Genomic DNA, 19,828 nt, shown 5'->3' on the forward strand with positions numbered 1-19,828 from the left:
CCAGGTTGCGTCCCGTCCCCGGACGCTACCGGATCGGATCGGACGCGGTTGTGCAATCCGCGCTTCACTGTCGCGGCGCGGTAGCGTCCAAGGACGACGAGCCCTGCCATCCCGCATCCGTGGTCGCTTGCGGATCGACTGTGCCACGACGGCTGCGCCGATGGTGGCGCTCCGTCCCGATGACGAGCAGCAACAGCATCGGGTAGGCGAGCTTGCCGAGGATGAACCAATAGGCGAGCGGCAGGATATCGGTCGCGAAGGCGCGCGATGCGTGGGCGCCAAGCGCCAGGCACTGGATCGCCGCGATCCATAGTGGCCAGAAGCGGTTCGCGGTGAGCGCGATGAAGAACAACACGGCAAAGAGCGCCGTGTCGATCCAGACCAGCTGCCACTGCACGGTGCGGAACGGCAGCGGCGCCTTCAGGTCCGTCAGGCTTGTCGCGATGGCTGCCAGCAGCATGGCCACCGCCGCACAGCGTTCGGGCGCGCCGCCACGCCAGGCGGCATGGATCGTGACCGCCGCGATCAGGAGGAGGAACGCGATGATCTCGGTCATCGGGGGCTCGCAAGGTCGGCACCACGCTCGCTCATCCGCTTCCCCCCGATGGCATCCCGAGCGTCGCACGCGCGGGGGGCTTGAGGACGTCGCCAAACGCATTCACGTCGATTCCCAGCTTGCGCCCCAGCGCTTCCAGCATGCGGTGGGCTTCGGCAATATGCCCGAGCGCATTCGAGGTCTGCAGCTGGGCATGGCTGATGGCGGTGAGAACCTGATGGCCGGCGAGGGGAGACAGATTGCCCCCGACTTGCGCGAGGATGGCCGAGGTCGACAGTTCGCCGCCTTTCGCGAACAGCGCCTGGAGCAGCTTCTCATAGGCGTGAAGGTCGCCTGCCAGGGCGGCAATGCTCGGTGCCGGGCCCGGTGCCGGTTTGCACTGGCCGGCCTCAGGCTTCCGCAAGAAGCCGGGAGAGGACTTCGAGCCCGACGGCGAGCATGCCGAAACTTGCGGCGCCGGCGAGGACGATGAGGATGAACCAGAACAAGCGGTGGATAGGTCCGAGGTCATTGCGCTGTGCTCCCTTGTAGCGGAAGGGCAGCAGGACTTGCCATTCGCCGACCTGCAACCCTGGGTCGGGCAGTGGGGGATCGTCCAGGCTGGCTGCTACCCCCGGAGTTTCGCCCTCGATTTTCCCGGGGGTCGTCCCATCGCGGCCGCCGTAGAGCAGTTCGGCGGCACGACGGCGGTTCGGCGCCCCCAGGATCGCCACCGCTTCGGCGATGTAGGAATCCACCGTGCCGACGCCGATGCCCAGCGCGATGGCGATTTCCTTGGACGTCCGCAGGTGAAAGACATGCCACAGGCATTCGCGGTGCCGTGGAGAAAGGCGAAGTGCGAGCGTGTCCACGGCGTCCGTCATTGCGGCGGCCTTGGCATGTCCGGCCGGAGACGATGACAAGCGAGGGTCTGCGCAGGCGCGGCGATGCGCCTTCCAGGCGTCTTGTCAGATGTCGTTCGCACCTGCTTTGCACCTCCTCCCGCCCGTCTGCGCGCAAGCGGTTTGCGGTATCTTTGGCAACCAAACCAATCCCTTGCCGCGAAGGACGAACACCATCGCGAGCCGATGACGGATCGGGGAATTGCCCTTTTCCAACCCGCTTCCGCCGCCGCGCAAGGCCAGCAGCACCCGACAGTCAAAGTCGCGCGCCAAAAAGTGGCAAGCTCGGGATGAGATGAGCCGAGGACTCTTCCCCTTCCAACGCTGTGGATGATTCGGGCGCGGTCGGTCGGCTCGAACCGCTCCGTAGCGACATGGCGGCCCGGACGCGCGAGTCATGGGATCGGGACGGATTGCACTGTCATTTGCTTAGCCCCCGGCATGCGACGGGAGCGCGGTCGGTATCGCCGTGATCGGCCGCCGCAGCCAGCCCGTGGGGAAATGCCCCACGATCTTCGGGGGGTGACGCACGCGGGCCTCAGGGACGATGAGCGCATGCGGCGCGGGGCGTGCTGGGCGATGCGACCGGCATCCATGGCGGACCTTGTGCGCGTCATCACGGCAAAGGGGGGCGCATGCTCGGGCTGGCTGCAAGCCTGTTCTTCGCGATGGATGCCGGCGTCCTGCCGGTACCGCCGCCCTGCGCGTCTCGCGCGCGCCTGATTGCGCGGTCGCGGGCTCTGCCTGGCCCACGACCATGAGCGGCAGCGTCTTGGCGCAGCGCATCGCGGCTTTGTCACGTCGCGGGCGCGCCGGGCTTGCCTGGGAAGTCTTGCGACGCGACCCGGCGTATCGCGCCGCCTGGCACAGTGCGATGGGGCCGTCGCGTGGCTTGGCCGGTGGGATCGACCGATCGGTCGCTGCGCCCGGGACCACCCTGGCCCGTCGCTGGGGGCTGCACTTTTGCTGCTGATCCGGGGGCGGATTCTACCCAGGTCGTGCCGGTCTGGTCGGTCGAGGCGGACCCTTGCGTCCTGCGCGCTCGGATCGTGTCACAGGAGTCGAGCGCGTCGTTGCTGTTCGACGCCCGGGCCCGCAGCGCGCGGCGCGTTGCGGACGCGGCAGGGGAGCACATCGCTTTCGACTGTGAAGGCGATGTCGCCCGCATCGATCTCGTCGCGGGACACCTGCCCACGCGCCCCGTGTTGCTTGGTTTCGAGATCGTCGCCGACGCCCGGCTTGGGCGGCAGCTCGCCGCCCTGCGCCGTATCTATCTTCCGGCCAGAGCCTGCCCGCAGCCGCAGCGCCTGCGCCGCCAGCACCTGGCGCTGCTCGCCGCCGATGCCCGTGCTTCGGGTGCGAGCCTGCGCGAGATTGCCGAGCTAGTCCTGGGGCCGGGCGACTGGCCCGGGGCCGGCGAGCACCGCAAGTCGCTGGCCCGCCGGCTGGTGGCGGCCGGGTCTGCTCTCTGTGCCGGCGGGCCAGCCGTGATCCTGCAATCCTGGCCTGAGGGAAGCCCATGACGGGTAGGCAGCAACCTGACGCACGCCATGTGCCGGGGCGCTTGGCAGGCCTGCGTCGGGAAAAGGCCAGGGCCATGCCTTCGTTTGTCGCGGGAAGGCAGAGTGCAAGGCCGCCGGGCTTCTTTGGCGGGGGTACATCGGCAAGGCGGCATCAACAGGGCCGCGTCAACGGGGCCAAATCAGCAGGGCCACATCCACAGGGGCGGGGGCGCCTCGCGGCATGGCCGCGACCGCGCTCCAGGGCTCACCGGGTTCGCCCCCGAGCCCCCTGGCGGGTCTCGGCCGTACGGTGGCGATCGCTGGCGCACGATCATGGACGCCGCGCGATCCGCGCGGCGGCGTTGTTCGCTTTGCCTCTCCAGGCGCGGCGGAGGTGGCCGGCGCTCCCGCCTAGGCCCGTCGCGGCCAGGGACAACCCCGCCCGCTGCGCTTTGCGCGGGGTGCTCCACGTCCGTTCCGCCCTGACGGTGTCCCTGTCCGCTGCAGCCGGGCCTCTTGGTCGCGTTTCGCCGCCCACCCCCGCCTTCGCGGGGAGGCTTCGTGCCTTTTTCAGGGTGGTTGGAAAGGAACGGTCATGCCGAGATCATCGCACCACAATGCGGCCCGCAAGGATCGCAGCGACAACAGGGACGAACGCGCCAGCCTCTATGACGAAGTGACCGCGCGCATTGTCGCGGAACTGGAGGCGGGGCGCTTTCCGTGGGTCCAGCCCTGGGCCAAGGCCGAACAGGCGGGGCTGGGCATCGGGCCCGGCTTGCCGCGCAATGCCGTGACGGCCCGGCCCTATTCTGGCGTCAACATTCTCATCCTGTGGTGCGCCGTCATCGCCAGCGGCTGGCCTTCGCAAGGCTGGCTGACCTTTCGGCAGGCGCGCGAGGCGGGGGGCTGCGTGCGCAAGGGCGAGCGCGGCGTGAGCGTGGTCTATGCCGACCGCTTCACCCCCAAGGCCGAAGCCGAACGCGCGGCGCGCGATGGCGACGAGGCCCAGGCGGTTCCCTTCCTCAAGCGCTTTACCGTGTTCAACGTCGCCCAGTGCGATGGCCTTCCCGCCGGCCTTGGCGGCGATCCCCTGCCATTGCCCGAGTGCGACATCCCGCCCCTGGCCCAATCGGTGATCGCGGCATCGGGCGTCGATTTCCGGGTGGGTGGGGACACAGCCTTCTATGCGCCCGATGCCGACCTCGTCGTCGTGCCGCCGCAGGCCGCCTTCTTCGAGCCGGTCAACTGGCACAGGACCGCCTTTCACGAACTGTGCCACGCGACCGGGCATGCCAAGCGGCTGAACCGCGACCTGACCAACCGCTTCGGCAGCAAGGACTATGCCCGCGAGGAACTCATTGCCGAAATGGGTTCGGCGTTCCTCTGCGCGGCGCTCGGCATTGTCCCGACGGTCCGGCATGCCGATTATCTCGGCGCCTGGCTCGACGTCCTGCGCGAGGACAACCGCGCCATCTTCCGCGCCGCCAGCGCCGCTTCCAAGGCGGCCGACTGGCTGTTGTCCCGCCATCATGCCGCCGCGCGCGCCCGGGAAGACGAAAGGATCGCGGCATGATCCTGCTGCCCGATGATCTGCGCGCGGTGCTGCGCGCCAACGCCATGTGCCATGACGCCGCCCTGCGCGACGGGCTTGCCGAACCCGATTTCCGGCCCGTGCTCAAGCTGTTCAACCCGATGGGCGCAGCGACATGGCTGGCGACCGAACTGGACGAGGATGGCGATACGCTGTTCGGCCTTGCCGATCTCGGCTTCGGTTGCCCGGAACTCGGTTCCTTCAGCCTTGCGGAAATCGCATCCGTGCGGCTGCCCTTTGGCCTCGCCATCGAACGCGATTGCGCATTTGCGACCGCGCACCCGCTCTCGGTGTGGGCCGCCTGGGCGCGCCGTTCCGGCTCGATCCTTGGCGCCCAGGCGATGCTCTGGCGCCTCGGCCCGGATGCGGACGAGGCACCGGCGGCGCCCGAGCTTCCCCCGTCCTGACGGGGGATGACCCACGGCGGCGCACCGCGCCGCCATCCCCGTGCCGGTCCCGCCACAAACTTGGCAAATCGCGTGACCAGCACCTTGTGCAAGAAAGGTGATGACCCATGAAACTCGACCATATCCCGCTCGACAAGCTCTACGTCGACAAGACCAACATGCGCTTTGGCCGCAAGGCCCCCGATGTCTCCGACCTCCTGCCGACCATCCGCGCGCGCGGCGTCATCCAGACGCTGCTGGTCCGCCCGCCCGATCCGGATGGCCGCTGCGGCATCGTTGCCGGCAGCCGCCGCTTTCACGCCAGCCGCATCGTCGCGGACGAACGGCGGGAAGCCGGTGACATCGATCCCGATGCACTGCTCCTGCCGTGCGCGATTCTCGAGGAAGGCGATGATGCCGCCGCCATCGAGGCCTCGATGATCGAGAACATGGCCCGGCTCGATGCCGACGAAGTGCAGCAATGGGAAAGCTTCGCCCGGCTGGTCAGGGAAGGGCGGAGTGCCGCCGAGATTGCCCTGACGTTCGGCTTGCCCGAACTCTCCGTCCGGCGCGTCCTCGCGCTCGGCAACCTGCTCCCGCGCATCCGCGAGCTCTACCGCGCCGAGCGTATCGACCGCGTCACGGTGCGACACCTGACGCTGGCCAGCAAGAGCCAGCAAAAGGCCTGGTTGGCGCTGTTCGACGATGCGCATGCCCATGTGCCCATAGGCCATCAGGTGAAAGCCTGGCTGTTCGGCGGCCAGTCGATTCCGGTGCGCTTCGCGTTGTTCGACCTGGCTGATTTCGGCGGCGCGACCATTGCCGATCTGTTCGGTGAGGATCGCTACTTCACCGACCCCGATGCGTTCTGGGCCGCGCAGCATGCGGCGATTGCTGCCGCGCGCGATGCCTATCGCGCCGCAGGCTGGGCCGATGTCGTCGTGATCCCGCCCACCGAGCACTTCCACGCCTGGGAATACGAGAAGGCCGCGAAGCGCAAGGGCGGGCGGGTCTACATCGATGTGCGCGCCACCGGCGAAGTCACGTTCCACGAGGGCTATTTGACCCGGGCCGAAGCCCGCCGGATCGCGCGTGGCGGAGCGGCCCTCTCGCCCGAGGCGCCCAAGCCGTCCCGTCCCGAACTGACCTCCACGCTCCAGACTTATGTCGACCTGCACCGCCATGCGGCGGTGCGGGCCGCGCTCATCGGCCAGCCCGGCCTGGCCCTGCGCCTCATGGTCGCCCACGCCATCGTCGGTTCGCCGCTGTGGAGCGTTCGGCCCGAGCCGCAGGCAACGCGCCATGATGCCGTGCGCGAAAGCATTGCAAGCGCTCGCGCCGAAGCGGTGTTTGGCGCCGAGCGGCGGGTGGTTCTCGACACGCTGGGCCTTGCCGCCGAAGAACCGACCGTCACCGGCGGGAACGGCGATGACTATGGCGTGGCCGGGCTGTTCCTGCGTCTGGTCGCCCTGCCGGACGCGGCGGTGATGCGCGTCCTGCCCATCGTCATGGGCGAAACCCTCGCGGCCGGTTCGGCGGCGGTCGAGGCCGTGGGCGGCGAGCTCGGCATCGCCATGGCCGACTGGTGGCAGGCCGATGACGCCTTCTTCGCGCTGCTGCGCGACCGGGACGTCTTGGGCCGGATCACGGCAGAAGTGTCCGGCGAGGTGGTTGCCGCTGCCAACGCGCGCGAGCAGGCAAAGACGCTCAGGCAGATCATCGCCGACCATCTCATCGGCGCGCAAGGCCGGGACAAAGTCGCGCGCTGGGTGCCGCGCTGGATGCAGTTCCCGCCTTCGGCCTATACCGAGCGGGGCGGCGTCGGCACCTTGGCCGCCCATGCCCGGGTCGTCGCCGCGCGCTGCATGGACCACGGCGATGGTTCGGCAGAGCCGGAGGCGGATGGAAAACAGCCGCTGCCCGAAGCGGCGTGATAGGTGCGGGCGGGAGGCATCCCGCCCGCCTTTCCCCTACCGGAAATTTGCGCCGCGCGGCCTCGCCCAGAGGGCTCGGCCGCGCGGCTATGATGTGTTCGCACCCGCGCTGGATCAGCCGGTGCCGGCGCCTTATGCTGGACCGACGGCGCTGGCGACGGGCGCGCGCGAGGGCACGGGAGAGCGGCGATGAAGCGGACGGACACCACGGAAATCGCGATGCGGATCGTGATCGACCGGCCCGTGCCCGGCGTGCTGCACAGTCTGCAATCCAAAGATGGCCATCCGCTGGACGCCGCACAGTCCAGCGATGGAGAAGCGCTTGCGTTCGACTTCGCCGTGCGCGTCGGACCCGGCCCCAGGTTCTTTGGCGATCAGGTGCGCGCCGAAGGGCCCATCCGACGCTTCGTCTATGTGCGCGTGGGCCAGGCGGCCGGCGATCCTGCCTCGCCCTGGTCGCGCCGGATGAAGATCGACATCCACGATATCGCGCCGGAACTGCTCGCGCGCGCGGAGCAAGGCGGGATCATCGTTTCCACCGTCTGTGGCACCGGCAAGGATGGCAGCCCCGCTTGCGCCACCGTCCCCGTGCTGCACCGGGAGATTGTCGCGCGCTAGGCTACCGAAACCGGCCGCACGCAGCGCCGGGCAGCGTTCCCCGACGGGCCTGTCCTGCACAGGGATGGGCTGCGCGATCGTGCCAGCAGGCGGGTCCCTTTTCGCCTGGCCAATGCCGCCCCGGGCCTCTCCTCATGGCTGGTCTGGCGGCGTGCGCGCCTTGTCCGTGCAACGGCTTCGCCCCGGTTTCTTCCCCGCCCTGTCGGGCTCCTCGCGGGCCAAGAAACAGGGGCTTTGCCGTCCTGCGCTGGCGCTGCGGCCGTCCCGGTGCACGGCGGCGCGACGCCGCCCGATCGACCGCCATCGAGGCCGCATCGGGCGGCACTCGGATACGCGAAAAAGGAGACATACCATGGCACAGATCGGCAGCTTCACCCGCACCGAGGACGGCGTCTACAACGGGGAAATCCGCACCCTGACCCTGCGCGCCAAGGCCACGATTCGGCCGGTCGAGCGCGACCACGACAAGGCCCCCGACCACCGCGTCAGCGCCGGTGGCGTCGAATTCGGGGCGGGCTGGACCAAGACCGCGCGCGAGACGGGCACCGACTATCTCAGCCTCAAGCTCGACGACCCTTCGCTTCCCGCGCCAATCTACGCGACGCTGACCCCAGGCGAAGGCGGCGCTTTCAGGCTCATCTGGTCGCGCTGAGCCCAGCGGTCCCCGCGCCGGACGCGGCGCGGGGATGCGGCGGCCCCTGTGTCGAAAACGCAGGGGCCGATTGCGACACTCCCCGCGCGGTGTCGGTCCCCGCATCCTCGATATCGCGAACCGGCTGTTCCGGCTCGCATCGATCGAAGGATTGCGACCCATGACAGAAGACGACCAGATCGCCCGGGCAGCGCGCGCCAAGCGCGGCTCGCCGTTCCTCAACACCGAGCAGGCGGCGGCCTACCTCAAGATTTCCGCGCTGCTGCTGCGGCGCATGCGCCGCAACGGCACCGGGCCGGTGTTTCGCCGCCATTGCCGCTACGTCCAGTACCACATCGACGATCTCGATGCCTGGTCGCGCGCGCAGAGCTCGCGGGGACTGTCGCAGTGAGCGGGCGTCGCAACGCGGCGCCGGATGCCCCCCTGCTCGCCTGGGGCGAGGCGCTTCGCGCGCGCAAGCAAGCGCGCCGGCGGCTTTGCCGCCGCCTGTTTGTGCTGGGTCTGGGGAGCGGACTGGTCGTGGGATCGGCCCTGCTCCCGCCCGTGCCGCGTCTCGTCTGGAACACCAGCGCGAGCGCTCCGGTCGGGCTCTACTGGGTCAGTCCCGGTACCCCCGCTGCAACCGGCGACATGGTGGTGGCGCGCGTGCCCGAACCGTTCCGCACGCTCGCTGCGACCCGGCGCTATCTGCCCCGCAACGTCCCGCTCGTGAAGCGTGTCGCGGCCGAGGCGGGCGATAGGGTCTGCGCGCGCGGTGACCAAGTCTTCGTCAATGGCAGGCCGGTCGCCACGCGCCGGCAACGCGATGCCTTGGGCCGGGTTCTGCCATGGTGGCAGGGCTGTCGCATGCTGCGGCGTGAGCAGGTCTTGCTGGTGATGGACAGCGCGGATTCGTTCGACGGGCGCTATTTCGGGGTGAGCCAGGGCGTCGATCTCATCGGTAAGGCGTGGCTGCTGTGGCGGCGCTAAGATGGGCCCTGGCCGTTCTGGCATTGACGCCGCCGAGCTGGGTAGACGCCGAGCCAGTCGGCCAGGAGGTCGCGCCCACCGTCCTCGCCTGGCGGCCCTACACGCGCGAAGCCTCGCGGCGTTTCGGGGTGCCCCTGGCCTGGATCGAGCGGGTGATACAGGCGGAAAGCCGGGGCCGCACCGTCCAGGGCGGCCGCCCGATCCGCTCGCGGGCCGGGGCCATCGGGCTCATGCAACTGATGCCCGCCACCTGGTCCGCCATGCGCGCGCGGCTCGGGCTTGGCCCCGATCCCGACGACCCGCGCGACAACATCCTTGCCGGTACGTTCTTTCTTCACCTGCTCTACGACCGCTTCGGCTATCCCGGGCTCTTCGCGGCCTACAATGCGGGACCGGCGCGCTATGCCGCCTATCTGGCGGGCGGTACGCGCTTGCCGCCCGAAACCATCGGCTATCTCGCCACTGTCGCACCACACACGCAAGGGATGGGGCAGGGCTCGGCAACGGCACGGCCTTCGGACAGCCTCTTCGCCATCCGCCGGCTCGCGGCATCGCTGCCTGCCAGGGGCGCCGCGACACCGTCCCAATCTGCGCTCTTTGTCGCCCTGTCGCAGGGGCAATGACCGGCGCGTGGTGGAGCGGGGGGCAGGTGCATCTCGAGAATTTGCGATGACCCTGCGTGCAGGTGCGGCGCGGGTGCTGTTTCGTCCTTCTCGTTTGCACAGCCCCCGAAATTACTGCCCCAGAACTGCGCCGTTCCGCCAGTTGTCGTCGTTGTTTTGCGCTGGCGGGAGGGGCGCTTGTTCGGCAGCTGCCTGCGTTTTGTGCTTGGCAAAGCGGCGTTTTCCCGCGATTCTGTACCCATGAAGACCGACCTCGATCATCTGCCTGCGAGCAAGCAGCGCGACCTGGACCGCGTGGTCCAGATCCTGTTCGAGGAGTTCGCCGCCGCACACGAGAATGCCACCGCACGGCGGCGCCGGGGGCGTATTCTCAAGGTCATTCTCTGCGGCAGCCATGCACGCGGCGGCTGGGTGGATGAGCCCCATACCGCCAAAGGCTATGTCTCGGACTTCGATCTGCTGGTGATCGTCAACCAGAAGGAACTGACCGACCGCGCCGCCCACTGGACCGCTGCCGACCAGCGACTTATCGAGGAGAAGATCGCGGGAACGCTGCGCACGCCCGCCAATTTCGTGGTCCATACCTGGCAGGAAGTGGGTGATGGCCTCGCCCATGGGCGCTACTTCTTCATGGACATTGCCCGCGATGGCGTCCTGCTGTTCGAGGCCGATGACAGGCCCTTGCCCGAGCCCAAGCCCAAGACACCCGAACAGGCCCTTGCCATGGCGCAGGAATACTTCGATGAGTGGTCGCCGGCAGCAAACAAGCGTTTCAACATCGCGCGGTTCGATATTGAGCAGGGCTATCTAAAAGAGGCAGCATTCGACCTGCATCAGTCGGCGGAATTCCTCTATCATTGCGTCTTGCTAGTCCGCACCTTCTATACCCCACACAACCACAATCTTGCCTTCCTGCGCGCGCAGGCCGAGGGGTTGGACATACGCCTCGTTGATGCTTGGCCGCGCGATACACGGCGCGAGCGGGCATTGTTCGAGAAGCTCAAAGACGCCTACGTCAAGGCCCGCTACTCCAAGCACTACAGCATCTCGAAAGAAGATTTGCTGTGGCTCGCAGGCCGGGTCGAGAAGCTGGGACAACTCGTGCAGGAAGTTTGCCAGGAGCGGTTGGCGCTGCTCGCGTCTGAGGTCCGCCAAGCCGGCTAAATCGTTACGCGGGGGAGTGATCCTCCGCTGCGTTGTCGGGGACTCATTACGCGTGCTCATGCGCCTCAGCGAAGAGCGTCACTTGCGGTGGTTGCTCGTCTTCAGCCTGGGCACCCAGCTGCAGAGTTTGCGTCTCGCAGGATAGCGTGATCCAAGCGATGTGCCCGTCCAGATCGAGTGCTTCGCCCAACCCGTAAGGGGCGATCCTGATCGTCACCGCACCCTCGCTGACGATGCCGAAATGGCACGCATGGCTGCCCGGAATCCAGCGCCCAAGCACCAATGTTCCATCTGAAAACGCCAGCGAAAACCCTGCAACAATCCTGCTTGCCGACACGTCCAAGACCGTCTCGATGTCCCCCGACAATTGCAGGCGGTGTCCCGCTTTGGCTTCGATCCGGATGGCCATAGACCGGTCCTCATGGCGACTCATCTAACCAGGCTTGCATAGAACGTGTCGCGAACATCGGGAAGCGCGATGATGGTCGAAGAGAGTGTGGCGGAGAGAGGTCGGCAGGAAAAAGGGCTATGGCAAGATAAAGGCCCCTATCTCGCGATGGGGTCTAAGCTGTTGTCTGCACGTCGTTTTGTTTGGAGATAGGCTGGGCTTGCGCCATCCGACCGCCTCCGGTTGCGAGATGCATGGCCAAGAAAGTGTGTCGTTGCAGGCACTTGCCGCGAGACAGGCGTGGAGGCCCTTGCAGCCTCGCGCGCGCCACCCCTGATTGCTGGTTCCGGCAGGAATATCCAGCATCGAGGAAGCGGCAATGGACGACGGGTTCGACGTTTGGCTGGGTCACATCGGCAAGGAACGGCCCATGCGCCATGACCTGCGCCGGGCGGTCAACCAGGCCGGCGAGTCGCGGCTGGCGAAGGGGCAGACCAAGCCCCGCTTCACTGGCGCCCGGACCGGGCGCGGCGTCGCTGCCGGACGGATGCTTGCGGGTGCGCCGCGTCAGGTGGGCGCGGGCACCCGCCGCGTGGTGGTGAAAGCCCGCTTCGTGAAGCTTGCCGGCAAGGGGCTGAAAGCGGCAAGTGCACACCTGGCCTACCTGAAGCGCGACGGCACCGCCCGCGAAGGCGAGCGCGGCACGCTGTACGGCCCTGATAGCGACCACGCCGACGGCAAGGCCTTCCTCGAACGCGGGGCTGGTGACCGCCACCAGTTCCGCTTCATTGTCGCGCCCGAGGACGGCGAGCAATATGCGGATCTGAAGCCGGTGACGCGGCGGCTGATGGAGCAGATGGAGAAGGACCTTGGCACCCGCCTCGACTGGGTGGCGGTCGATCACTTCAATACCGGCCATCCCCATACCCATATCGTCGTGCGCGGCGTCGATAAGGACGGCAAAAACCTCGTCATCGCCCGCGACTACATCAGCCAGGGCATCGCTGCGCGTGCCTCGGAAATTGTCAGCCGCGATCTCGGGCCCCGTACCGAGCTCGAGATCGCCACCGCCAACGCGCGTGAGGTGACGCAGGAACGATTCACCCGCATCGACCGCCGCCTGTTGCGCGACATCGACGAGCAGGGTCTGGCTTCGGCCTGGCATGCCGACCCGGCCGAGCAAGCCTTGCGCGCGGCGCGTCTTGGCATGCTGCACGCGATGGGCCTGGCGGAGAAGGAAGGCAAAGGCCTCTACCGCCTCGATGACAACCTGGAAGCCACGCTACGCGCCATGGGCAAGCGGGGCGACATCATCGCCACCATGCACGAGCGGCTGCGCAGCCATCCCGAGGTGTTGCCGCAGGACTATGCGGTCTACGCCCCTGCCGCGCGTCAAGCCATCGTTGGTCGCGTGCTCGACCGGGGGCTCGCCGACGAGCATGGCGATCGCCATTACCTGATCGTCGAGGCGACCGATGGACGCACGCACTTCGTCGATCTCGGGCACGATCTGGCAGATGGGGCGATGAAGGATCGGCTGGTCCGGGTTTCTCCAGCAGCGGTGGAGGTGCGGCCTGCCGACAAGGCCATCGCCGACGTCGCGGGCGCGAACGGTGGGCGTTACAGCGTGGACCTTCACCTGGCGCATGATCCTTCCGCTACCGATCGCTTTGCCCAGGCCCACGTGCGCCGTCTCGAAGCCCTGCGCCGCGATGGCGCGGCTGTGCAGCGCGAACCCAATGGCACATGGATGGTTGGCCCGGATTACCTCAGCGAAGCGCTGCACCATGAAGAGCGGCAAGCGCTCCGGCGCCCGGCCACCATCGCGGTGCTGACCGATCGGCCGCTCGAACAGCTGGTCCATCACGATGGCGAGACCTGGCTCGACCGCCAGTGCGTCGCGACCAACCCGGAGCGGTTGCAGGGGCGCATCGGCACCACGATGGGCCAGTCGCTGCAGCAGCGACGGCAATGGCTGATTGAGCAGGGCCTCGCGGCCCAAGAAGGGGATACGATCCGCTATCGCGCCAACTTGCTGGCGACGCTCCGCCAGCGCGAACTGAACCGCGTCGGAGCCCAGCTCTCGCAGGAGCTTGGGCTGGAGTTCACGCTCGTGCGGGGCAACCATGTCGAAGGCACCTATCGTCGCGCCGTCGACGTGGCCGGCGCGAAGTATGCCGTGATCGCCAAATCACGCGAGTTCACGCTGGTCCCGTGGCGGCCGGTACTGGAGAAGCAACTGGGCCGTCAGGTCACCGGGACCATCGAGCGCGGCGGCGGCATCGACTGGACCTTCGGACGGCACCGGTCGGGGCCGCAGATCGGGTGACGCAACCAAAGCACGCCGGGGATACCGGAGAGGCTCTGTTGCCAAGTCCATTCGCCGCGCATCATCGGCGGCATGCAAACCCGCAAGACCCGCCACCAGTTCTACTTGCCCGACCATCTTTCGGCGCGGCTCGATGCCATGGCGGCAGAGCCAGGGGCGTCGAAGACAACGATCCTGAGCGCGGCGCTCGGCGCGTGGTTCCAGCGAGCCGACGATGAACAGACCGGCGCACAATTCGGCAAGGCGCTTTCCCGGCAGGTGCGCGCCGTCGAGCGGCTCGAGCAACGGCTCGATTACCTGACCGAAGTGCTGGGCCTGTTCGTGCGGCACCAGCTGACGCTGACCGCGCACCATCCCGCCTTCGATGCCGAGACCCAGCGCCTGGGCCAGCGCCGCTACGACCAGTTCGTCCGGACGGCAGGCCAATTGGCTGCGCGAAAGGCCAAACCGAAGGCCGAGGCCGCCCCATCCGACAGCCAGGAGAACGAGCCATGAGCATTCCCTTCGGGCAGGCCAAGCCCGAGCCCTACAGAACCGAGCCGCTGACGGTCCGAATTCCCGAGGCGTGCCGCCTCACCGGCATCGGCCGTTCGAAGCTCTACGAGCTCATTACCGACGGCAGCATCGAGATCGTCAAGGTCGGCGGCATGACGCTTATCCCCTTCGAGAGCCTGAAGCGGCTGATTGCCGATGCTCGAGAAGGAGGTCGGCTATGAGCATCCATCCCATCTTGCTGCGGGCTTTGCTGACCGCGATCGTCGCGGAAATCAGCGATGAGCAGCGCGAGGCGCTCGCCTCCGCCACAACGACTGCCAGGATTGCGGCGGAAGATCGCCTTGTAGATGACCTCATGGCCGCGATGGCGATCGCGGATGGCGGCGGGGGGCAGACGGGCGTCGAGTCTGCGGCAGTTAAAGTCCATTCCGCTTCATAGCGGCTGTCCTGCTCCGGTTGCGCTTAGCACGGGAGTCTGCCCCAGATTACCCTTGCTGAAACCCTTTCGGGCGTAAGTCCCAACGGCAGATGTTGCGGACGATCCGGAAAGTCCCCTCTGGGACGCGGATTGACCCGAACCGACCTTCGTTCATCGGCTCAAACATCGGCGCCAGGATGCCCAGGGCGGCGGACGGTCCGGAACGGCAGCTTGAAGCGCGCGAAACAGGATAGCCGCCATTCGGATACGCAAAAGCCCAGGGGACAGCACACGACCAGAATGCGAAGTTCGGCACCGGCAGATCCCGACCAACTGAAGCCGTTTCCCGGCGTGCGTGAACGGCATTCCTCCCGGAAGCCGCCAAAGCCATCCAATTCAGCGGTTCGGCAGCAGTGCGCATCTTTCGGTCTTTCAGGCCAGACCCCACGCGCCGCCGGCAAAGTATCGCGGGGCCGAACAAGCCTGCCGGAGGCGCCGCTGCAATCGCAGCAGCACCTATTCGGCGCGGTCGATCGCCGCAGAAGGTGCTGCGAGGCTCTGGATCTGCCACAGAGTCAGGAACAACGCGGCGATCACCGGGCCGACGACGAAACCGTTGAAGCCCATCAACTCGAACCCACCCAGCGTCGCCACCAGCACCAGATAGTCCGGCATCCGCGCCTCGCGACCGACCAGGATCGGGCGGACCACGTTGTCGACGCTGCTGACGATGAAGAACCCGCAAAGGAACAGGACCGCGCCCTGCCAGATCGCGCCGGTCGCGAACAGGTAGAGGGTTACCGGTACCCAGATCAGCCCCGTGCCGATCGCCGGGAACAACGAGAACACGCCCATCGCCACGCCCCACAGCAAGGCACCGGGAAGACCCAGCGCCCAGAACACCAGCCCACCCGTCGCGCCCTGCAGGATGGCGACGATCAGGCTGCCCTTGATCGTCGCGCGGATCACCGCAAGGAACTTGGCGGCAAGCATCGCTCGCTGGTCCGGCGCCAGCGGGATCGCGCTTTCAATCCGCGGGGCCAGCCTGCGCCCGTCGCGCAGCAGGAAGAAGGTAATGTAGAGCATCACGCCCAGCGACAGGAAGAAGGCGAAGGCATCCTGGCCGATACCCAGCATCTGCGCCGCGACGGGCTTGATGCTGTTCGCCAGGCCTTGTCCGATTCTCGTCTGGATCCCGACCACATCGCTCAGTCCCAGATCAGCCAGCCATGTCTGCACCCATGCCGGCAGGCGCGCCTCTGTTTCGACGAACATCCGCGCCAGATCGATCTCGCCGCTATGCAGTCGCGCGTAGAAAGCTGTCGCCTCGCGGAGCAGTGCGCCGCCGAGCAGCAGCGCCGGGCCGACAACAACGAGGGTGATGACGCACAGCGTTGCGAGGGCGGCTAGATTTTGGCGTTGCGGCATTGCCCGCAACAGGCGGCGGTTTAGCGGATCGAACAGCACCGCGGCGATGATCGCCCATAGAATTGCACCGGAAAACGGGGCGATGAGCCAGAAGAAGATGAGTGTGATCGCGCCGACCAACGCGATGAGGAAGAACCGCGAGGGGGCGGCGCCGGGATGCAAAGGTGCCGTCATTGCGCGCGTTCGGGCGTGGGGGCGAAGGCCGGCGCCTTGCCGGCGATCGCCCGTCGGACCAGCGGCTTGCACCCTTCGAGCAGGACGAGCAGCACGACGCCCAGGCCTGCCGCCAGCCCCATGTCATCCCAGGCGATCGATCCGAACGTCAGCAGCGACTGCGCCCATGGCAGGAACAGGATCGCTGCCGCCACCGCAACGATCGCGGCGACGACGTACCGCAGCGCCGCGTTGTGGCGAACCAGCGCATCGCGCAGCGAGGCATTGAACGACCGGTTCACGAGGATCAGCGCAACGATCTCGGCGACCAGCGCAAAGAAGACCAGCGCGCGCAACTCGGGCTCGGGCATCCCCGAGTGATGCTCCACGAGCAGCATGATCGCGACCATCCCGAAGGCAAGCCCGCCCTGGAATACACTCCAGACGATCATCGGTAGCGAGAACAGCGCCTCGGCCGGATCGCGCGGCGGACGTCGCATGGTGTCTGCCTCCTCGCGTTCGGCTTCGAACACCAGCGCACAGACCGGATCGATCACCATTTCGAGGAGCGCGATGTGGATCGGCCCGAACAGGATCGGCAACCCCAGGAACAGCGGCAGCAGCGCCAGTCCCGCGATCGGCACATGGACCGCGAAGATGAAGGCCATCGCCTTGCGGATATTGTCGTAGATCCGCCGCCCGAGCCGAACCGCCTGCACGATCGAGCCGAAATTATCGTCGATCAGCACAATCGCGGCGGCCTCGCGCGCGACATCGGTGCCGCGCTTGCCCATCGCGACGCCGATATCAGCCGCCTTGAGCGACGGGGCGTCGTTCACGCCGTCGCCTGTCATCGCGACGACCTCGCCCGTTGCCTTCAGCGCCTGGACGATGCGCAGCTTCTGTTCGGGCATGATCCGGGCGAAGACGGTGATGGTTGGTAGGCGCGCTGCCAGCGCGGCATCGTCGAGCTGTGCCAGTTCGTCCCCGGTGAGCACGGCGCCCGCGGCGATCCCTGCCTGCGTCGCGATCGAGCGGGCGGTTGCGGCATAATCGCCGGTGATCATCACCACGCGAATGCCCGCGCGCCGGCATTCGGCGACGGCAGCCGGCACGCTGGCGCGAAGAGGATCGGCCAACCCTACGAGCCCGGTTAGCGCATAGGCATAGTCCTGCTGCGTTTCTGCCCAGTTACGGTCCGGCGGGGTTGCCGTTGCGACGGCCAGCACGCGCATGCCGCGCACCGCCATCGCCTCGACGGCAGCGGTGAGCGCGGCGCTTTGGTCGGAGGGTAATCGACAGAGGCGGGCAATCGCTTCCGGCGCGCCCTTCGCCGAAAGGGTGAGAGCGTCTCCATTTTCCCAGACATTCGACATCGCCAGCAACTCGGGCCGCAGGGCATAGGCGTGCGTGACAGACCCGGTCGGCACCGGGATGGCAGCCACCGCCGACCGAGCCTGGTGGATCGCGATCTCCATCGGATCGGACGGTTCGACCGCGCTGGCGAGCGCCGCCGTGGTCAACAGAGGGTGATATGCATCGGGAAGCGGCACGTCCGGTGCCAGCGCGAACGTATCGCCCGACGGCAGCCAGAGCGTGGCGAGTGCCATGCGGTTCTCGGTCAGCGTGCCCGTCTTGTCGGTGCACAAAATCGTCGCCGAGCCAAGCGTTTCAATGGCTGTCGAGCGCCGGGTCAGTACCCCGGCCTTGCCGATCCGCCATGCGCCCATCGCCAGGAACACCGTCAGCACGACGGGAAATTCTTCGGGCAGCATCGACATGCCGATGGCGATTCCCGCCAACACCGCCTCGATCCAGCCACCGCGCAGCACGCCGTAGAGCAGCACGACCAGCAGCGCGACTGCGCCGCCGCCGATCCCGCACCAGGTGACGATCCGGGTTGTTTCGCGTTGGAGGCGCGGCGTCTGGGTATCCATCGTCGCGAGAGACTGTCCGATGCGGCCCATCGCACTGTGCGGCCCGGTGGCCGTCACGCGTGCGATGCCGCTCCCTCGGGCGACGAGCGTGCCGGCGTAGACAAAGGGCTGGTCCTCGCCGCCTGCACTGGCGGGCGCTTCGGCGCCAGGTTCACGCGCGACTACCTTGCCGACGGGCAGAGATTCTCCGGTCAGCAGCGACTCGTCGGCCTGGAGATCAGCGGCTTCGACCAGCACCGCATCGGCGGCGATCCGATCGCCTTGTTCCAGCACCAGCAGATCGTCGCGCACCACCTCCCGCCCCGGAATGTGTTGGCGCGCTCCGTCGCGGATCACCAGCGCCCGCGGCGCGGCGAGACCTCGCAGCGCCTCGAGTACATGTTCGGTGCGCGCCTCTTGGATCACGGTGACGACGATAGAGAAGGTGGCAAATGCCAGCAGGATCACTGCCTCGGTGCGATTGCCGAGAAGCAAATAGGCAATCCCGCCGAGAAGCAGCAGCGCGAGCATGGGTTCGCGCAGTACCTCCAGCGCAATTCGCAGCGCCGAGCGCCGATCGGGGCGGGGGAACTCGTTGGCGCCCTCCTCCGCGAGCCGGTCAGCCGCGCCCTTGGTGGAAAGTCCGTTACACTGGGCGGCTTCGGTCATAGCTCCAAGGTCTCGCAATCGAAAATCCGGGGGCGGCGGAGCAGTTTTGAACCAGTCCGAGGAAGGCTGGGAGCGGTCGAGGAGAGCAGACTAACAGACTTCACGCTCGCCCAAGCAGCTTTTCGAAGATCTTTCGGTGCTGTCGCTATCCAAGGTTGAGGGAGAGTCGTGGAAAGTGCGCCGGCCCTGGCATGCGCAGGCAGAGCTTCGCCGCGGCGGTCGAAATGCACAGCGGCCATCCGCAGACTGAAGCAGCCTAGGCGGCGTGGACAAATTTGAGCCAGTATCTGGCGGTGGCGAGATAGACCATTCCGAGGAAACTATTGGCAAGCTGGTCGTAGCGGGTTGCGATGGCGCGGTTGATCTTGAGTTGTCCGAACATGCGCTCGATGCGGTTGCGCAGCTTGTAGAGCGTCCGATCATGCCCGATTTTCACGCGGCGGTTTGACCGGCCAGGGATGACGGCCTCGATTTCCCGTTTGGCAAGGTCGGCACGGATTGCGTCGGCGTCGTAGCCCTTGTCGGCGAGCAAAGCGTCGGGTGCGCGCTCGGGTAGGCCGATCAAGGCGTCATAGGCCTTGCAATCTGCCGCCTCACCGACTGTCAGATGGAAGGCGAGCGGTCGTCCGAGCGCATCAGCCAAGCAGTGAAGTTTACTGGTGAACCCGCCCCGCGAGCGACCAAGAGCGCGTCGATGAGTCCCCCTTTTCCGCCCGCTGCCGAGACGTGGGCGCGAACGGTGGTACTGTCGATGCTGTAGTGACCGCTGTCCGCCATGATCTCAGCCAGCGTGACTGCCACGGTCTCCCAGACCCCGGCTTCGCTCCATCGCCTGAACCTGCGACAGATGGTGTTCCAGCTACCATATTTTGGCGGCACGTCGCGCCACGGAGCGCCGCAGCGGAGCCGCCAGAGGATGCCGTTGATGATTGAACGGTTCTGCTCGGGCGGCCTGCCGCGACCACGGTTCTCAGGTTCAATCGGCAGCAAGCCTTTCAAAATGCGCCATTCCGCCTCACTCAGGTCACCCCTGCTCAAGCCTGCCTCCAAAAAGCAGCCTTGAATCAACCCGCTCGGCTCGCGTCAAGCTTCCTCCGCGCACATGACGCTCGAAGTCCGCCTACTTGCGGGAATCAGGGTTTGATGCTCAATTTTG

At 67.1% G+C, this 19,828-nt stretch carries 21 protein-coding genes and 1 pseudogene; 15 read left to right on the plus strand and 7 right to left on the minus strand.

Features of this window, described 5'->3' with window-relative positions:
* Positions 1-64 precede the first annotated feature (64 nt).
* From ABIC78_RS18965 to ABIC78_RS18975, 3 genes are read right to left on the minus strand one after another with little or no spacing between them, the layout of a single operon-like run.
* Positions 65-556 (minus strand): hypothetical protein, encoded by a 492-nt coding sequence (locus ABIC78_RS18965; protein WP_354491383.1) that lies wholly within the window; start codon positions 554-556, stop codon positions 65-67.
* 31 nt (positions 557-587) lie between these two features.
* Positions 588-959, minus strand: coding sequence for a hypothetical protein (locus tag ABIC78_RS18970; protein WP_354491385.1), 372 nt, complete (start codon positions 957-959; stop codon positions 588-590).
* On the minus strand, positions 946-1,419 hold the full coding sequence (locus ABIC78_RS18975; protein ID WP_354491387.1) for a sigma factor-like helix-turn-helix DNA-binding protein: 474 nt from the start codon (positions 1,417-1,419) through the stop codon (positions 946-948). The genes ABIC78_RS18970 and ABIC78_RS18975 overlap by 14 nt, the downstream gene beginning before the upstream one ends.
* A gap of 775 nt (positions 1,420-2,194) precedes the next feature.
* Here ABIC78_RS18975 and ABIC78_RS18980 point away from each other — a divergent pair.
* The 11 genes from ABIC78_RS18980 (at position 2,195) to ABIC78_RS19030 (ending at position 10,876) form a co-directional block, all read left to right on the plus strand.
* On the plus strand, positions 2,195-2,410 hold the full coding sequence (locus ABIC78_RS18980) for a transcriptional regulator domain-containing protein (RefSeq protein ID WP_354491389.1): 216 nt from the start codon (positions 2,195-2,197) through the stop codon (positions 2,408-2,410).
* 100 nt (positions 2,411-2,510) lie between these two features.
* A complete protein-coding gene (locus ABIC78_RS18985) occupies positions 2,511-2,960 on the plus strand; it encodes a DNA -binding domain-containing protein (RefSeq protein WP_354491391.1) in 450 nt (149 codons plus the stop codon).
* Between the two features lie 574 nt (positions 2,961-3,534).
* A complete protein-coding gene (locus ABIC78_RS18990; protein WP_354491393.1) occupies positions 3,535-4,512 on the plus strand; it encodes an ArdC family protein in 978 nt (325 codons plus the stop codon).
* Positions 4,509-4,937, plus strand: a complete 429-nt coding sequence (locus ABIC78_RS18995; protein ID WP_354491395.1) for a DUF2958 domain-containing protein — start codon at positions 4,509-4,511, stop codon at positions 4,935-4,937. Before ABIC78_RS18990 ends, ABIC78_RS18995 begins: the two co-directional genes overlap by 4 nt.
* Positions 4,938-5,044: 107 nt before the next feature.
* Positions 5,045-6,850, plus strand: coding sequence for a ParB/RepB/Spo0J family partition protein (locus ABIC78_RS19000; protein WP_354491397.1), 1,806 nt, complete (start codon positions 5,045-5,047; stop codon positions 6,848-6,850).
* A gap of 189 nt (positions 6,851-7,039) precedes the next feature.
* Entirely contained in the window at positions 7,040-7,468 is a 429-nt protein-coding gene (locus ABIC78_RS19005; protein ID WP_354491399.1) for a DUF5990 family protein, read from the plus strand.
* 352 nt (positions 7,469-7,820) lie between these two features.
* Positions 7,821-8,120 (plus strand): DUF736 domain-containing protein, encoded by a 300-nt coding sequence (locus ABIC78_RS19010; protein WP_354491401.1) that lies wholly within the window; start codon positions 7,821-7,823, stop codon positions 8,118-8,120.
* Between the two features lie 160 nt (positions 8,121-8,280).
* On the plus strand, positions 8,281-8,511 hold the full coding sequence (locus tag ABIC78_RS19015) for a helix-turn-helix domain-containing protein (RefSeq protein ID WP_179506246.1): 231 nt from the start codon (positions 8,281-8,283) through the stop codon (positions 8,509-8,511).
* Positions 8,508-9,089, plus strand: coding sequence for a S26 family signal peptidase (locus ABIC78_RS19020; protein ID WP_354491403.1), 582 nt, complete (start codon positions 8,508-8,510; stop codon positions 9,087-9,089). The genes ABIC78_RS19015 and ABIC78_RS19020 overlap by 4 nt, the downstream gene beginning before the upstream one ends.
* A complete protein-coding gene (locus ABIC78_RS19025; RefSeq protein WP_502915704.1) occupies positions 9,077-9,712 on the plus strand; it encodes a lytic transglycosylase domain-containing protein in 636 nt (211 codons plus the stop codon). Before ABIC78_RS19020 ends, ABIC78_RS19025 begins: the two co-directional genes overlap by 13 nt.
* Positions 9,713-9,952: 240 nt before the next feature.
* Complete coding sequence (locus tag ABIC78_RS19030; RefSeq protein WP_354491405.1) at positions 9,953-10,876, plus strand: nucleotidyltransferase and HEPN domain-containing protein; 924 nt, start codon at positions 9,953-9,955, stop codon at positions 10,874-10,876.
* Positions 10,877-10,922: 46 nt separating this feature from the next.
* Here the strand turns inward: ABIC78_RS19030 and ABIC78_RS19035 are convergent, their stop codons facing one another.
* Complete coding sequence (locus ABIC78_RS19035; RefSeq protein WP_354491407.1) at positions 10,923-11,285, minus strand: hypothetical protein; 363 nt, start codon at positions 11,283-11,285, stop codon at positions 10,923-10,925.
* Positions 11,286-11,643: 358 nt separating this feature from the next.
* Between ABIC78_RS19035 and rlxS the strand changes: the two genes are divergently transcribed.
* The 4 genes from rlxS to ABIC78_RS19055 all read left to right on the plus strand — a co-directional run bounded on the left by rlxS (position 11,644) and on the right by ABIC78_RS19055 (position 14,527).
* Positions 11,644-13,593, plus strand: coding sequence for a relaxase/mobilization nuclease RlxS (rlxS, locus tag ABIC78_RS19040; RefSeq protein ID WP_354491409.1), 1,950 nt, complete (start codon positions 11,644-11,646; stop codon positions 13,591-13,593).
* Between the two features lie 72 nt (positions 13,594-13,665).
* Positions 13,666-14,088 carry a CopG family transcriptional regulator gene (locus ABIC78_RS19045; protein WP_354491411.1) on the plus strand — a complete coding sequence of 141 codons (423 nt, stop codon included), beginning with the start codon at positions 13,666-13,668 and terminating at the stop codon, positions 14,086-14,088.
* Positions 14,085-14,309 (plus strand): helix-turn-helix domain-containing protein, encoded by a 225-nt coding sequence (locus tag ABIC78_RS19050; protein WP_354491413.1) that lies wholly within the window; start codon positions 14,085-14,087, stop codon positions 14,307-14,309. Before ABIC78_RS19045 ends, ABIC78_RS19050 begins: the two co-directional genes overlap by 4 nt.
* Positions 14,306-14,527, plus strand: a complete 222-nt coding sequence (locus ABIC78_RS19055; protein WP_354491415.1) for a hypothetical protein — start codon at positions 14,306-14,308, stop codon at positions 14,525-14,527. Before ABIC78_RS19050 ends, ABIC78_RS19055 begins: the two co-directional genes overlap by 4 nt.
* A 495-nt stretch (positions 14,528-15,022) precedes the next feature.
* Here the strand turns inward: ABIC78_RS19055 and ABIC78_RS19060 are convergent, their stop codons facing one another.
* The 3 genes and pseudogenes from ABIC78_RS19060 to ABIC78_RS19070 all read right to left on the minus strand — a co-directional run bounded on the left by ABIC78_RS19060 (position 15,023) and on the right by ABIC78_RS19070 (position 19,740).
* Positions 15,023-16,108, minus strand: coding sequence for an AI-2E family transporter (locus ABIC78_RS19060; protein ID WP_022676098.1), 1,086 nt, complete (start codon positions 16,106-16,108; stop codon positions 15,023-15,025).
* The gene (locus ABIC78_RS19065) at positions 16,105-18,672 is read right to left on the minus strand and encodes a cation-translocating P-type ATPase (RefSeq protein WP_168558015.1); all 2,568 of its coding nucleotides are present in this window, start codon (positions 18,670-18,672) and stop codon (positions 16,105-16,107) included. Before ABIC78_RS19065 ends, ABIC78_RS19060 begins: the two co-directional genes overlap by 4 nt.
* Before the next feature lie 256 nt (positions 18,673-18,928).
* A pseudogene (locus ABIC78_RS19070) lies at positions 18,929-19,740 on the minus strand (IS5 family transposase).
* Positions 19,741-19,828 lie beyond the last annotated feature (88 nt).

The organism is Novosphingobium sp. 1529 (assembly GCF_040544855.1).
Lineage (GTDB): Bacteria > Pseudomonadota > Alphaproteobacteria > Sphingomonadales > Sphingomonadaceae > Novosphingobium > Novosphingobium capsulatum.